Here is a 13,999-nt window from a genome sequence, read left to right on the forward strand (position 1 = left end):
TTTCATGTCAATTGTTGTTCCGTCAGATCATTCAAGCGTGGCCTCCACGGCTGTTCGTCGGGAGTTCCATGACAGAATCAATTCGATTTGACGACTGCGATTGCGATTGTCCGTCTCCTCTCGATCCCGCCACATCTGCGCCTGTTCTCGGAAATACCGTTGGGCCTCTTTTCGATCGCCTCGTTGTCTGGCCTGCCGTTCGGCCGCCACCAGCGATCCGGCAAGCACGTTACCGGTTTCATGGAAGACTTCATAGAGAGTGAAATCATCCATATGCTCATAGATGCTTTCATCGACCATGCCGACTCCTCATTCTGTCTTTTCGGATATGGGAAACGGCCCGGAGCCGGGTCTCCGATCGTGTGGAGGAAACCTGTTGATGGGTCGATCGGAAGGCTTCGGCTTCGGGCCGTTATGCTGTCGAGGGGGTTTGTCCCCTACAGGCTCTTCCAGGCGACGCCCTCGCCGCGCCAGCCGGCTCGGATGACGCTCAGGTATTCGCCGTAGCTGGTGGTGTACACGTGCTCGCCGCCGCCGTTGCCGCGACCATGCTTCGGCTTGTGGTAGGGCTTCGGGTTGTACAGGCGGTACACGTTGGCTCCGGTGGGCGAGGTGTACCAGGCGATGCCCTCGTCCCTCCAGCCCAAACGGACGAGCATGTCGTGCTCGCGCTTGTTGAGGGTCCAGTTGTGGTTGCCGGAGCGCCTGTTGTATTCGCGGTACACGGGACGGGCGCCCGGCGTGTCCCTCGACACGGTGATGAACGAGGATTTGCCGTGGTTCTCGTCGCGCCAGCCCAAACGGACGAGCATGTCGTTCTCGGCCTTGCTGGTGGTGTAGTGGTGCAGGCCGGAGTTGCGGTTGTACACGCGGTAGACGGGCACCCGCTTCACCTGGCCGGGCTTGTCCGTGGGCTTGGATGGCGTCGCGTTCTTCGTCCAGTGCGCCGTGAGCGTCAGGTCGCCGGTGACCGGCCGGTTGAAGTCCCATTTCGTCGAGCCCAGGTACCAGCCCGCGAACGAGTAGCCGCTGCGGGTGGGCGTCTTGGGCTGGCCGGCCCTGGCGCCGTTCCTGACCTTCTGCGGGGCGACCGGGCTGCCGCCCGCACTGTCGAAGCGGACGGTGCGGTACACGGTCTGGGGGGCGTTGCGGGTCCACCGGGCCGTGAGCGTCAGGTTCGAGGTGACCGGACGGCTGAAGTCGTACCGCGTGGCGCCCAGGTACCAGCCGGCGAACGTGTAGCCGGAGCGGGTGGGGTCGGCCGGGCGCGTGGCCTTGTGGCCGTCGGCGATCTTCTGGCCGGCGACCGGGCTGCCGCCCGCGCTGTCGAAGCGCACGGTGTGGCCGGTGGCCGCCTGGACCTCGGGCAGGCTCGTGTACTGGTCGAACCGGGCCAGAAGGGACTCCGGAAGGGTCATACCTTGATTGGTGCAATTGCCTGGGTCTTCTTCCGATGAGGAATTATCGGAATAGTAATCGAACATGTAATCCTGAGTCAGTACATTACCGGTGATGCCGATGGACGCGGACGTGGCTACATCGTACTGCTGTTTGCGTCTGCTCCAAGTCCCATCAACGTAGTTGAGATAGTGACCGGTCTCGCCGACCTTGGAACCGTCCGAGGCTTTGCTGTCGAGTTTGCCGTCGGTCATGTCCTTGTCATAGTTGTCCTTCTCGCCGAAATCATTGTAGAAGTCCTTAAAATTCGCATTAAAGGAGATGTTCTGAGCAACACCCGCAAAATGATGGGAATTGGTTGCAGCTACGGCATCGGCTGCATCTTGAGATCGTGCAAGGAACTGAAGATTTAGAGGAAGGGCCTGAAGTCGCTTGTTCGGATCATTACAGCGGCGTCCCTTGCCCTGGGGCAGGTCCGTGCGGCAGGGCTCGTTTTCCAGGGAGGTGCGGAACTGGTTCGACTTGATGTCCTCCTGCAGGGCGCGGCGCGTATTATCCAAGCTGGTAGCATCGTCGTCAGCTCCCAGATTAATGTAACCATAGGTGCCGATGCTCAACTGAAAAATTGCCCTTCTGGCGTCGGCTCTGATGTCCTCGGTCTCGCCGGTGACGCTGACCCACTTGGCGAATCCGTAGGAGGATCGGATCTGCGCCTGGGTCAGGCCCTTGGACCAGTCCTCGGCCGCGCTGGCCCCCGTCACGGGTGTGATTATCATGGTCAGGAGCATCGCCAGGACGGCCGCCACGGCCAGTCCGGCTCTCCTCAGTCTTCCGGTCATCATCGTTCGAACCTCGTTTCCTTGTCGTTTCCATGTCCTCTCCATATCCACGCTACCCCGCATGGGGGCGCGGAGGGGTTTTCGTGTCCGCCATGCGTCTCCGACGTGTTCTGCGCGTATAGCCCCCTGTGCTATCGGGAGGCGGAACCGTTCCGTCTCCCGCCGAACAGACACGAGGGAGGAATCCATGGGGCTCAAACCACGGGGATTCATCGCGGCCCTGCTGGCCGCGGCCACGCTCCTGACCGGTGGGACGACCGCGTTCGCGGCCGACGCCGCGCAGGGGCTGTCGGGAGACGTCGGCGACACGACGGGCGTCACGGGAGGCGCTGGTTCGCAGCCGTCGGCCACGCCGTCGACGGGCACCGGGGGCGATGCCGCGTCGCCCGACGATGAGCATGACGCCGACGTGAGGACCGGCACCGATGCCAACGGCGCCGCCGACGCCGGGGAGGATAATCGGACGTCCGCGCCGAGGGCCGTTCCGCAGTCCACGCCGAAGACGAAGGCCGCTCCGAAGGCCACGCCGGACGCGTCGAAGGGGCGCGGCGGCAGTCTGACCGTGCGCGCGGTGGTGAACACGAGCCTGAACGGGGTGACCACGACCCTGTACCGCATCGGCGACTATCCGAACGGCATGACGAAGGAGCAGGCGGCGAAGACCTCGTGGGACGACCTGCACGTCGCCTCCACGGACGCCACGGTGAGGAGCCTGGCCTCCAAGGCCGCCTCGGCAGGCGGAGTCACCGTCTCGAGCGACCCGGTGGACGCGATCGCGCATGATCTGGACCCGGTCTCGGCCCCCGCGGCGTTGGACGCGCTGGCCGCGGGTCTGGCCTCCAGCGGCGTGAAGCCCGCGGCCACGGTGGACGGCGAGCGGACCGTGAACGTGCCCGAGGGCGTGTACCTGGCCGTGCCGAACACCCCCGGTCCGGTCGCCTCCGTGGGCCTGACCACGCTCGACGGGGCCGATCAGCTGGCCGACTGGGGGCTCGGCGGCGCCGACGTGCAGGGCCGTGACACGCAGCCGACGGTGGGCGACCTGCCCTCGCCCGGCCAGGCCGACGCGGACACGGGGCTGCTTTCCCGGGTGATGAGCCTGTTCGGCCTGACGGCCACGCGCGCGGCCCAGCCGTCGTTCTGGTATCGTTCGAAGAACCTCGACGCCTACTGGGTGCCGGGATCGAACCCGAAGGTGTACACGGGCATCTTCTACCTGACCCCGGACCAGGCCGGCAACGGCGCAAGGACCATGGCCCTGTGCACCCAGGCGTGGGCGAACACGCCGCCCGACGTGAACGGCAAGGGCACCCTCTACCACCAGTTCGCCTATGGAGGGCCGAACTCCGGGTTCGGACGGACCACCGACCAGATGCGCTCGGTGGTGTACTACTCCGACTCGATCCTGAGGAACATGGACCAGCGGCAGAAGCTCGCGTGGATGCACTACGCCTTCAGCTACATCCACAACCAGTTCGACAAGCAGTACCAGACCAGGGGCATCCCGAGCGTGGTGCTCAACCACGGGCAGTTCAAGAAGCTGGTCGACATGGCCATGAACCATTCCGTGGGCGCCGACACCGGCATCCGCATGATCTTCTACCGGCCCGTGCCCGTCGAGGCCGGCCAGGCGCTGGTGGGATGGACCCGCACGCCCCTGTGGGAGCCGAGCATCTTCACCCACGCCCAGTACCTGCCCAGCCGGACCGCGGGATGGCAGTCCTCGGCCAAAAGGACGATCGGCCTGACCAACAGCCTGCGCGACGTGGTCACCATCCAGGTGAAGCGCCACTACTCCGACGACTGGTTCGTCATCGAAAGCCACCTGAACGTGGATACCAACGGCGACAAGAAACCCGAGAAGGCGAAGACCGTCACACGCATGGTCAACGACGACTGGTCCGGCTCGCGCGACTTCCCGTCCGCGACCCTGACGCCGAAGGATCTGGGCTACACGGACGGGCGGTGGCCCGCGAACGCGACCATCTGGTGGGACACCATCGTGCGCGCCTCGAACAAGAGCGAGGCCACGGACAAGAAGGCCAACAGCTACCAGTCGTTCCTCAAGCCGGTCAAGGGCAAGGGCCAGCGCTACGAGCACATCGGCCTGAACCCCAACAGGGAGGACCCGGCCGAACAGTACGACACCCCGGACAAGCCCCGGATCGAGGTGACGACCAGCGCCCGGCCGGCGGGCCTCGACAGGCACGCCAACCCGGCGAGCGACACCACGCCCATGCGCGACGCGATCACCGTCACCCACAAGCAGGGCAACTCCATCGCCAAGGGCGCGAAGGTCAGCATGGACGTGACCCTGAACATGGACTCCAACGGCGACGGCAAGGCCGACAAGACGTTCAAGGCGCCCCGGAAGACCGAGACCCTGGCTTCGGCGATGGGCCTCTACCAGTCGCGCACGTTCACCTCGCAGGACTTCAGGCCCTCGGACCTGAAGGGCGAGACGAAATGGCGGGCCGGCGCGAAGTACTGGTTCGACGTGACCGTGTTCATCCAGGACGGCACCTGGAGCACGCTGGCCCTGACCATCCATGGCACGCACGACGGGTCCGGCGACGGCAACGAACAGTTCCGGCTCACCACCAAGCCCGGCACCGCCGAGTTCTCCACGAAGGCCCTGTCTGGCACGGACGCCAAGCCCACCGCGCCGCCCGCACTCTCGGGAGGAGCGCAGAGCGTGCGCGACCGCCTGTACGCGCAGTGCACGGACATCCCCGCGGGCACGAAGTTCACCGGCACGCTGACCCTGAACCATTCATCGAACGGCGACGCCAAGCCGGAGCACACGAAGGCCAAGGCCGTGACCATGACGTGCGGGGCGAGTTGGAGCCCGTCCTACGTGCCGAAGGACCTCGGGATGACGTCATGGCAGGCCGGCAAGTATTGGTTCAACCTCAGCGCTCCTGCACAGCATTACGTCGAAAAACCTCAGCATCTTGACGGTTTCTCCGATTCCGCGGAGTCGTGGACCGTGGTCGCGCCGAAGGTGACCGTCGCCACACGGGCGCAGAACACGTTCGCCAGGGCCGGCGGGACCGGCACGGTGTCCGACCTGATCTGGACGACCTGCGAGAACGTGCCCGACGGCACCTCGTTCCCCGCCGTCAGCACCCTCAACGTCGACACCAACGGGGACGGCAGGCCCGAGCACACCGTCCAGGTCGCCTCCACCGCCAGGTGCGGGGTCGTGACCTACTCGCCCGCCGTCGGCCCGGTCAAGGCCACCGGCAGCGCCACCTGGCCCGACGGGAAATACTGGTGGAACCTCACCGTGCCCGCCAAGGCACCCTACCTGCTCAAGACCGCCCAGCTGGCCGGCCGCACGGACGCCAAGGAGTCCTGGAGCGCCGCCCCGCAGCCCGTGTCCGTGACGCTGGGCGCGGCCAAGACGTGGAACCGGGGGTCGAGCGACAAGCCGATCACCGACTTCCAGGTCACCATGCACGAGGGCGCGGACGGCAAGGGCAAGCTGGTGGACACGAGGAACTTCGCGGCCAACGGCAACGCCACGTTCAACAAGCTCACCTTATCCAATACCGGGCGTGGCCTGGGGATGTGCTTGTCCTGCGCGGGATGCTAGGCTGTGGCCGATTCAGCCGGATCGGAGCATAATCGCAAGGAGGAGATGACCATGGTGCTGACGTGGCTGATGCTGTTCGGGGCCATTTTCTGTGAGGTGGTGGCCACGCTGTCGTTGCGTGCCTCGGAGGGGTTCAGCAGATTTGTCTGGGTGGTTCCGGTGGTGCTGGGTTACGGCATCTGCTTCTTTCTGCTCGCCAAGGTTCTGGACCGTGGCATGCCGACCGCACTGACCTACGGCGTGTGGTCGTGCGTGGGCATCATCGCCACCGCGGTCATCGCGCACTTTGCCTTCCGTGACCCGTTGAACTGGCGCATGTGGCTGGGCATGGCGATCATAATCGCCGGCATCATCGTGCTGCAGTGGGGCAGTCATACGGCCGTTCGCTGAGCAGGATGGGCTGGAGCAGGATGGGCTGTACGTGTGCTACCCTGACGCCAGAGCCATACATGGTTCCCGGACGATGGACAAGTACCCGGTTCGACAAGACTTGCCATGATCAGAGGAGCGTAATGGCCATGTCTTGGCTCGTTCTCATTCTTTCCGGCATATGCGAATCCGTGTGGGCGATCGCGCTTGACCGTTCCGAGGGATTCTCCAGAATCATCCCCACGATGGTGTTCGCGATCGGGCTTGCTGCCAGTATGGGAGGGCTTGCATTCGCCATGAAGCACATTCCCATCGGCACATCGTATGCGATATGGGTCGGTATCGGGGCAGCGATCACCGCGGTATACGGTATGGTCAGCGGCGAGGATACCGTCTCTCTGATGCGCGTCCTACTCATCGGCGGATTGGTGGCCTGTGTCATCGGGCTGAAGCTTATCGATTAACTAAGGTGGCAGCGGCATTTTTATTTCGCAGTCATCCTAATCCCTGTGGAGTGGGGAACATTCGCGCCAGTCTGGACATAACTGGATACGTCTCTATCTCGATGCATCATCACATCTCGATCCTCAGGTCATTGCTTCTGCGCAACTGATTCGATATTGAATACAGTGATCCGTGTATATCTCGGGTTAAACGGATATGACCCCAAAACTGAAGATAGTTGGCTAGTGCGAATACTGAAGCAGGATTCTGATCGAACGACGTATTCTGTATGCGGAAATGGATGTGATCTGAAGAGGGGATGATTCACGATGATTGCCGACCAACGCATAGATGATGGCACACCGTTCGACTGGGGGAAAGTTTCGGACGATTACGCGAAATACCGTGACATCTACCCTCCGCAGTTCTATCGGATGATCCTCGATCGTGGTCTGTGCCGGGATGGCCAGCATATCCTCGATCTGGGCACCGGCACCGGAGTGCTGCCACGCAACATGATCCGATACGGCGCCACATGGGTCGGCACCGATATCTCGAAGCAACAGATCGCTCAGGCCCGCTGTTTGTCCGAAGGCATAAGTGGCGTCGAATACCGGGTATCATCTGCGGAAGATGTCGATTTTCCGGACGGTTCGTTCGATGTGGCTACGGCATGCCAGTGCTTCTGGTACTTCAACCATGGAGCCGTGTGCCACAGGCTGCATGATCTGCTCAAGCCGGGCGGACGATTCCTCGTGCTGGCTATGGAGTGGCTACCGTTCGAGGATATGATCGCCGGCGAGAGCGAACGTCTCGTACTCAAATACAGTCCGCATTGGAGCGGTGCGGGGGAGAGGATGCATCCGATCGAGATCCCGGACTGTTATCATTCCGGTTTCGAACTGATCTATCATGAGGAGCACAAGCTGAAAGTGCCGTTCACCCGGGAAAGCTGGAACGGACGGATGAAAGCATGCCGTGGCATCGGAGCATCACTTGATCCGGAACAGGTGGCCGAATGGGAGAGCGAACATATGGCAATGCTTGAACGCATCGCTCCGAAACGGTTCGACGTGCTGCACTACGCAGCCATGACCGAACTCAGACGAATCTGAAGCCCTCCGGCTGGTTTCTCCGGTTCGTTGTACATGCATGTGTACAACGAACCCCCATTACTGGATACACTGCGCCGGATACGGTTTCATGATGGTACGGCGGAAATCCCGCCGCATACGACGAAGCCGACCGGATCAAGTCGGCCGGTAAGGAGCGACCATGAGCATGAACCTGCAAACGCCTACGAACAAGACGAACACGAACGGAACCGACGCCGCCACCTATTCGGGCGCCGGCGTCCGCACGGTGCCGCCGCTGAGAAAACCCTGGTATGGCATCGGGTTCAAGGACGCTTCCCGACGGTTCTGGGAAAAAGCCCTCGTGATGCGGGGCCGGGCATCACGTGGCGAATACTGGTGGGCGATGCTGCTGTGCCTGCTCATCGAAGCCGCCGTCGTGTTGGTGACGCAAGTCGGGGATATGGTTATCTGGCATGATGCCAGTGGCAACGGCCCTCTATCCACATGGGTGGTGTTCATCGTGGAATTGGTGCTGCTGGTGCCGACTGTGACGATCGGCGTACGTCGCCTGCACGATGAGAACCTCAACGGATGGTGGATATTGCTGCCGCTGGCATTCCTGCTGGCGTTCATGGTGATCGGCGCAGCCTCGATCTCCGACCCAAACCGGATCATGGTGGCCGGACTGCTCGCCTCGCTTCTGATGGGAGTGGCGTACCTGGCCAGCGAGATCGTACTGTTCGTACTGCCTGCCAATCCCAAGGGATCCCGGTTCGATGATTCCCGGAGCAGGCAGTGAAATGATGCGGATGACCGACTCCTCTCCATCCCGTGCGACAGGTCCCGAATCTTGGGGCGGCCGTCCGATCGCATGGTGGCATGAGCTGACCTTCCCCGACAAAGTACGGTTATTCACTGCAGCACTATGGCTGACCTCACTACTGGCATTCCACCCCGAATCGGTTCTTGACGCCATCGCCGTACTGGCACTGCTGGCGGTCATCGCGCTCCTGCCACGGCATCCGCGCATCACCATTGCGATCGGATTGGCGGCATGTCTGGCATCGGGTTTCGTGACGACGAATCTGGTCGAAGCCGCCCACCTGATCACCCTGTTCGCGATCTTCCTGACTGGCGGATACGCACTCGCTCGAGGGTGGGCCGTCGTCGCGGTCACGATCTACTCGGTGGCGGAGACCACCTGCGCGATCGTCTGGAACGCCAGCAGCGTCGCACTCGACACGATGACCAGCTTCGTCAATGGATTCCTTGACGGATACTCCGGCACTCAGCCGGGAGCGTCCGATATCGGAGGCGGATCCGTGTCTCCCATACTCGCATGGACGTTCAGCGTGCTGCTGTCCATACTGGTGAACGGATTCCTCGTCGCATTCGGCCGCGCCTTCCGCGTCAACACGGATGCCAGGCGGACGATCGTCCGCAACGAAGCGCTGCTGGAACGCGTCACCCGCGAACAGCGGATCGCACGCATGATCCACGATTCAGTCGCCAATGACATGTCAGTCGTGGCGATGCTCTCATGGAGGCTGAGACAAACGCTTCCCGAACGTAACGCAACGGATACGAACACCGACCATACGGCAGCGGCCCGAGACGGGATCATCGACAATACGGACGCCGCATCAATGCTGGACACCATCTATGATCGCTCGCATCATGCACTTGACCGCGTACATGAGGTCATCGATGTACTCGACGGCAGACGTACGCTCACCGATACGGAGAAGACCACCGTCGACACCGACGATACCGCCATTCCGTTGTCGGCTCGAGTGGAGAAGCTCGTCGAGGAGCAGGACCGGACAATGACCATGCTTGGCATGAACGGCACCTCCCACATCGACATCACCGATGATACGCAACCCAGCCAAGCCGTTACGAATACCGTGCTGTCGTTGATGGAGGAAATCTACGCGAACATCGTACGGCATGCAGCATGGAATGGCAGCGAAGACGGCAACGAGAACGGTATCCCCGTCTACAGTCTGTTCGTAACGGGCACGCGCGACGTAATTCGAGTCACCGAAATCAATCGCATCACCGACGAAGAATCCCACGTCGTCCGCGGTACCCGTCACGGCAAGGGACTTGATCTGCATCGCAGCGCCATCGAGGCATTGGACGGCACTCTCAATACGAGCGCTCAGGAAGGCACCTGGACCATAGCCGCCGAACTGCCACTGCGCTGAACGGCATGAACGCAATCATCCCTCCAAATACAAGGCAATCGCATGGGCGAGAGAGCTGGCGCCAAGCTTGGTCACCGACCGATGGGCATACGTGCGTACGGTAGCCGTACTCACATTGCCGCGCGCCGCGATCTGCTCATAGCTCAGACCCCGAGAAAGCAGCCTCATCGTCTCCGATTCCTTCGGACTGAGACGGGATCGTCTCATCGGACTCCCGGCCTTCATACCATTTTCGATTCGCTCCCCGCGCGCTCGAAGCAAACGCAGCCGTGCGCTCGCGGCATCAATGAACATGACAGGATCCACCGTCTCATCTCTCGAGTCCTCGGGTGCACCGAGTTCCTGGGGACAGTAGGTGCCGCCGGTCGCCACCGTTCGCAAAGCCGTCGCCAGACTGGACATGTTCGCCTTCGAAACGATGCCCTGGGCACCGGCCTGAGCCGCCCTCGCCGCATAGGTGCTCACATCGAACGCCGTCACCGCAAGCATGGCGACGCGGTCGGTACGCTCACGAATACGCCGCACCACGCCTATGCCGGTGCCGTCATCCAACGACATATCCACCAGCAGCAGACGCGGCCGGGTCTCCGGGTCGAGAGCGCGATCCACTGCTTCGGACGCCGATCCAACTCCCCACAGCCATCGTGCGCCCGGCAGCAGCTGCGGCAGTATGCCTTGCAATGCCAGCAAGGCCATCGTGTCGTTGTCCACCGCCGCCACCAGCGTCATCGCTGTCGTTGCGGTCGTCTCCATGCTTCCGTTTCCCCTGCACATGGGACCATCATAGGATTTGGGCATCTTCCCGCGCTAGGGATCGATCATGGGAGTAACGCCGAACATCGGGAATGACGGGAGGGATGTGTCTTGGAGCGTTCCCTCTGACGGTATTGCGTCTGGGGGGGGGCGACCCGGCATAATGAGGTGGCATGGACGATAACGGCATGAACCCCGTCGAAAATGACGGCGGCAAGGCACCGACGAACACAGCATCAACGAGTGAGGCATCAGCGGCGACGACGATGGCGACGGATGTGCGTCAGCGGTATCCACTGCCTCCCGACGAACAGCGGGCGATCACCCAGCAGCTTGTCGTCTGTGACATCCTGCTCATCGTCGCCGGCCTGCTGCTGGCCTGCGTCGCCTCGCTGATTCAAGCGAATATCCACGGCCAGCCGTGGCATGCGGATGCGATGATGACGCAGATGCTCGCCGCCCTGACTCCTCACTGGATTGTCGCGTCCCTACCGATCGCACTGGTGCTATGGAGCGTGCTGTGGGAAGCGGTCGGCCGCTCGCACTCGTCGTATCTGCAAGCCCGGCAGCGGCAGCGTTCCGGCATCCGTGGCGAAATGCCCCGGCTTCCTTTCGGAGTGATGTTGCCGCTGATGGTACTGGCGGGCGTGAGCGAGGAACTGTTGTTTCGATATGGATTGCAGTCGCTGCTGACGCAGATGCTGTCGTGGATCGTCGGATCGGAATCGCGTGACGGCTGGCCTGGGCAGGGCGCAGCGGTCGTCGTGACCGCACTTGCATTCTGGTATGCGCATGAACAGTGCCGTGATTTCTGGAACGCCGCATATGTGATTATCATCGGCCTCATCCTGGGTTCGACGTTCGCGATCACCGGCAATCTACTGGCTATCGTATGCGCGCATATCGTATACAATATTGTTGATGTTCTGCGAGACCGGCGCGCCATGCTGCGCGAAGACGACTACTTCCAAGGCGATGCACCCTGCGACGTCGTGCTGCGCACGCGTCGCGAAATGCTGCTGAAGGAACAAGCCCGGGAGGGAATCTGACGCAACAGCCTGCCGATGGGCCTGTTGAATCGCCCTCCGACTCCTCGAGGTGTTAGTCTCTTAGCGGTTCGACCGCAAGACCACGGGGAGGGAACATGCATCAGGTGGCACTGGAGAGCAACGCCCTGTTCATCGGCATCGAATACCTGGCCACGTTCATCTGCGGGCTCTCCGGCGGCCTCGCCGCGATCCACAAGCGATACGATCTGTTCTCCATCCTCGTGCTCGCATGGGTCACCGCCCTCGGCGGCGGCATCACCCGAGATCTGCTGCTGGGAGTATCCCCTGTGGGCATCACCGACAAGGGATTCGTGCTCGCCGCCCTGATCTCCGGCATCATCGTCGCCGTCGTTCACCCGGAGATCGATCATCTCAAATGGTCGATGATCACCACGGATGCTCTGGCGCTCGGCCTGTTCGCCGTCAACGGCACCGCCAAGGCGCTGGCCTACCATTCCTCCGGCATGACGGCCGTGTTCCTCGGCATGTTCACGGCTCTCGCCGGTGGCACCATACGAGACATCCTCCTCAACGAGGTGCCGTCCATCCTTCGTGACAAGCATCTGTATGCCGTGCCGTCGTTCGTCGGCTGCCTGCTCACCGTGTTCGCCGCCCGCGCCACCGACCGGTGGAATCTGGGGCTCAACGGGGAGATGACGCTCGACATCATCGTGGTGATCGTCGTGTTCGTGCTGCGCATGCTGTCCGTGAAGTTCAACATCACCCTTCCCGGCGCGGTGGAGCGACGGCACACGCATCTGCCGACGCGAAACCGGTATCTGAAGCGCCCGGTCATTCATCCCGACGGCGATGACGATTCCGACGGCGATGCGGACCGTGACGACGAGGAAGACAAGGAAGAGAGGGAGCAATGATCATGAGTGGAATCAGAAAGCTGATCGTCGATACCGACTGCGGTTCCGACGACGCGATGGCCATCGCCATGGCGCTGAACGACCCACGCTACGAGATCCTGATGTTCACCACCGTCTCCGGCAACGTGCATGTCGATCAGGCGGTGGCGAACACGCTCACCACCATCGAGCATGCCGGCACCTACGAGCCTCCGGTGTACCGCGGATGCGAATCCATGCTGCTCAAGCCCCTCGTCTACGCGCACGAGACGCACGGGGAGGACGGTATGGGCGATATCGGGCTCCGTCCGCAACGGCTTGGAGCTGCTCCCGGAAACGCCGTGATGAAGATGCTGGAGGCCCTGCGAACCCACGGGCCGGGGGAGATCGACATGGTGGCGCTCGGACCGCTGACGAATCTCGCCGTGGCGATTCGTCTCGATCCGAAGGCCATGCTCAGGATCGGACGTCTCACGATCATGGGCAGTGCCGGCCTCGGCCGAGGCAACGTGACCCCGGTGGCCGAGTTCAATGTCTGGCAGGACGCCGAAGCGGCGAAGATCGTATTGGAATCGGGAATCGAGCATATGACGTTCGTTGGATGGGACGCGTGTCTGGGGGAGTCCATGCTGGACCCGAACGACATCCGGATGTTGCGCGAAAGCGGTCCGCTCGGCAGATTCGCCATCGACTGCAATCGGGAACTGATGAGGATGAACGTCGACCGGTTCGGCGATGAGTATCTGGACATGGCGGATCCCGCCGCAATGGCCGCCGCGCTGAACCCCGAATGCATCGCCGAATGCGACCGGTACTACTGTCAGATCGACGTGAGCGACGGGCCAAGCTACGGGTCCATGCTGGTCGACGCGAACCGGTTCTGCGAGGAACGACCGAACGCCTACGTGTGCAGCCGGCTTCACCCGGACCGCTATAAACGGTATATCTTCGAAACGCTGCACGCGGTCTGACGAGCATTTCGGATGGCGCATCGCCAGGAGAACAGCGAAGACCCCGGCCGATCGGTGAAGGATCGGCCGGGGTCTTCGACGGATTTTCGGGAGGAACCGTCTGCTGACGGAAACCTACCGGGAAAATCGGAAAATCACAGGGCGTTGATGGCGACGGCCAGACCGGACTTGCGGTTGGCGGCCTGGTTCTTGTGGATGACACCACGACCGGCGGCCTTGTCCAGCTTCTGGGCGGCGACCTTGTAGGCGGCTTCGGCGGCGGCCTTGTCACCGGCCTCGATGGCCTCGCGGACCTTGCGGATGGCGGTCTTCAGCTCGCTCTTGTAGGCGACGTTGCGAAGGTGGGCCTTCTCGTTGGTCAGAACGCGCTTCTTCTGCGACTTAATGTTTGCCACTATATACTCCAAACGACATGTGTGCTAAACGGACATACAAGCG

Annotated in this window: 13 protein-coding genes and 1 riboswitch; of the genes, 9 read left to right on the forward strand and 4 right to left on the reverse strand. The window is 62.2% G+C overall.

All coding sequences use genetic code 11. The features are described 5' to 3' along the window. Positions 1–27: 27 nt before the first annotated feature. Positions 28–300 (reverse strand): hypothetical protein, encoded by a 273-nt coding sequence (locus tag Uis1B_RS05995; RefSeq protein WP_101616497.1) that lies wholly within the window; start codon positions 298–300, stop codon positions 28–30. A 137-nt stretch (positions 301–437) separates the two neighbouring features. Further along, positions 438–2,240, reverse strand: coding sequence for an InlB B-repeat-containing protein (locus Uis1B_RS06000; RefSeq protein ID WP_165782753.1), 1,803 nt, complete (start codon positions 2,238–2,240; stop codon positions 438–440). Between the two features lie 184 nt (positions 2,241–2,424). Here Uis1B_RS06000 and Uis1B_RS11875 point away from each other — a divergent pair, with 184 nt between their 5' ends. The 6 genes from Uis1B_RS11875 (at position 2,425) to Uis1B_RS06025 (ending at position 9,934) form a co-directional block, all read left to right on the forward strand. After that, a complete protein-coding gene (locus Uis1B_RS11875) occupies positions 2,425–5,835 on the forward strand; it encodes a hypothetical protein (RefSeq protein ID WP_165782754.1) in 3,411 nt (1,136 codons plus the stop codon). Between the two features lie 45 nt (positions 5,836–5,880). Next, positions 5,881–6,225, forward strand: a complete 345-nt coding sequence (locus Uis1B_RS06005) for a DMT family transporter (protein WP_243390279.1) — start codon at positions 5,881–5,883, stop codon at positions 6,223–6,225. Between the two features lie 47 nt (positions 6,226–6,272). Beyond that, positions 6,273–6,333: riboswitch (guanidine-III (ykkC-III) riboswitch) on the forward strand. 20 nt (positions 6,334–6,353) lie between these two features. After that, a complete protein-coding gene (locus Uis1B_RS06010; RefSeq protein WP_101616701.1) occupies positions 6,354–6,668 on the forward strand; it encodes a DMT family transporter in 315 nt (104 codons plus the stop codon). A 309-nt stretch (positions 6,669–6,977) separates the two neighbouring features. Then, positions 6,978–7,763 carry a class I SAM-dependent methyltransferase gene (locus Uis1B_RS06015; RefSeq protein ID WP_101616500.1) on the forward strand — a complete coding sequence of 262 codons (786 nt, stop codon included), beginning with the start codon at positions 6,978–6,980 and terminating at the stop codon, positions 7,761–7,763. A gap of 160 nt (positions 7,764–7,923) precedes the next feature. After that, positions 7,924–8,523, forward strand: a complete 600-nt coding sequence (locus Uis1B_RS06020; RefSeq protein WP_101616502.1) for a DUF805 domain-containing protein — start codon at positions 7,924–7,926, stop codon at positions 8,521–8,523. 10 nt (positions 8,524–8,533) lie between these two features. Continuing rightward, positions 8,534–9,934, forward strand: a complete 1,401-nt coding sequence (locus Uis1B_RS06025) for a sensor histidine kinase (protein WP_165782755.1) — start codon at positions 8,534–8,536, stop codon at positions 9,932–9,934. A 15-nt stretch (positions 9,935–9,949) separates the two neighbouring features. Here Uis1B_RS06025 and Uis1B_RS06030 read toward each other — a convergent pair whose 3' ends face one another. Then, positions 9,950–10,687, reverse strand: a complete 738-nt coding sequence (locus tag Uis1B_RS06030) for a helix-turn-helix transcriptional regulator (protein ID WP_165782756.1) — start codon at positions 10,685–10,687, stop codon at positions 9,950–9,952. Positions 10,688–10,860: 173 nt separating this feature from the next. Here Uis1B_RS06030 and Uis1B_RS06035 point away from each other — a divergent pair, with 173 nt between their 5' ends. The 3 genes from Uis1B_RS06035 to Uis1B_RS06045 all read left to right on the forward strand — a co-directional run bounded on the left by Uis1B_RS06035 (position 10,861) and on the right by Uis1B_RS06045 (position 13,561). Further along, entirely contained in the window at positions 10,861–11,736 is an 876-nt protein-coding gene (locus tag Uis1B_RS06035) for a CPBP family intramembrane glutamic endopeptidase (protein ID WP_101616508.1), read from the forward strand. Between the two features lie 95 nt (positions 11,737–11,831). Beyond that, on the forward strand, positions 11,832–12,611 hold the full coding sequence (locus tag Uis1B_RS06040) for a trimeric intracellular cation channel family protein (RefSeq protein WP_101616511.1): 780 nt from the start codon (positions 11,832–11,834) through the stop codon (positions 12,609–12,611). Positions 12,612–12,613: 2 nt separating this feature from the next. After that, positions 12,614–13,561 carry a nucleoside hydrolase gene (locus Uis1B_RS06045; RefSeq protein ID WP_101616703.1) on the forward strand — a complete coding sequence of 316 codons (948 nt, stop codon included), beginning with the start codon at positions 12,614–12,616 and terminating at the stop codon, positions 13,559–13,561. A 134-nt stretch (positions 13,562–13,695) separates the two neighbouring features. On the opposite strand, the gene rpsT is transcribed toward Uis1B_RS06045, so the two are convergent. After that, positions 13,696–13,956: a 30S ribosomal protein S20 gene (gene rpsT, locus Uis1B_RS06050; RefSeq protein WP_101616513.1), complete on the reverse strand. Its 261-nt coding sequence runs from the start codon at positions 13,954–13,956 to the stop codon at positions 13,696–13,698. Positions 13,957–13,999 lie beyond the last annotated feature (43 nt).

The sequence above is a fragment of the Bifidobacterium margollesii genome, from assembly GCF_002860355.1.
GTDB lineage: Bacteria > Actinomycetota > Actinomycetes > Actinomycetales > Bifidobacteriaceae > Galliscardovia > Galliscardovia margollesii.

What these genes read in the sequence shown, in the direction of transcription:
- Uis1B_RS06010 (WP_101616701.1), top strand. Translation starts at nt 6,354, where the DNA reads ATGTCTTGGCTCGTTCTCATTCTTTCCGGCATATGCGAATCCGTGTGG.
- Uis1B_RS06045 (WP_101616703.1), top strand. Translation starts at nt 12,614, where the DNA reads ATGAGTGGAATCAGAAAGCTGATCGTCGATACCGACTGCGGTTCCGAC.
- Uis1B_RS06025 (WP_165782755.1), top strand. Translation starts at nt 8,534, where the DNA reads ATGACCGACTCCTCTCCATCCCGTGCGACAGGTCCCGAATCTTGGGGC.
- Uis1B_RS05995 (WP_101616497.1), bottom strand. Translation starts at nt 300, where the DNA reads ATGGTCGATGAAAGCATCTATGAGCATATGGATGATTTCACTCTCTAT.
- Uis1B_RS11875 (WP_165782754.1), top strand. Translation starts at nt 2,425, where the DNA reads ATGGGGCTCAAACCACGGGGATTCATCGCGGCCCTGCTGGCCGCGGCC.
- Uis1B_RS06030 (WP_165782756.1), bottom strand. Translation starts at nt 10,687, where the DNA reads ATGGAGACGACCGCAACGACAGCGATGACGCTGGTGGCGGCGGTGGAC.
- Uis1B_RS06015 (WP_101616500.1), top strand. Translation starts at nt 6,978, where the DNA reads ATGATTGCCGACCAACGCATAGATGATGGCACACCGTTCGACTGGGGG.
- Uis1B_RS06000 (WP_165782753.1), bottom strand. Translation starts at nt 2,240, where the DNA reads ATGATGACCGGAAGACTGAGGAGAGCCGGACTGGCCGTGGCGGCCGTC.
- Uis1B_RS06005 (WP_243390279.1), top strand. Translation starts at nt 5,881, where the DNA reads ATGACCATGGTGCTGACGTGGCTGATGCTGTTCGGGGCCATTTTCTGT.
- Uis1B_RS06035 (WP_101616508.1), top strand. Translation starts at nt 10,861, where the DNA reads ATGGACGATAACGGCATGAACCCCGTCGAAAATGACGGCGGCAAGGCA.
- Uis1B_RS06040 (WP_101616511.1), top strand. Translation starts at nt 11,832, where the DNA reads ATGCATCAGGTGGCACTGGAGAGCAACGCCCTGTTCATCGGCATCGAA.
- Uis1B_RS06020 (WP_101616502.1), top strand. Translation starts at nt 7,924, where the DNA reads ATGAGCATGAACCTGCAAACGCCTACGAACAAGACGAACACGAACGGA.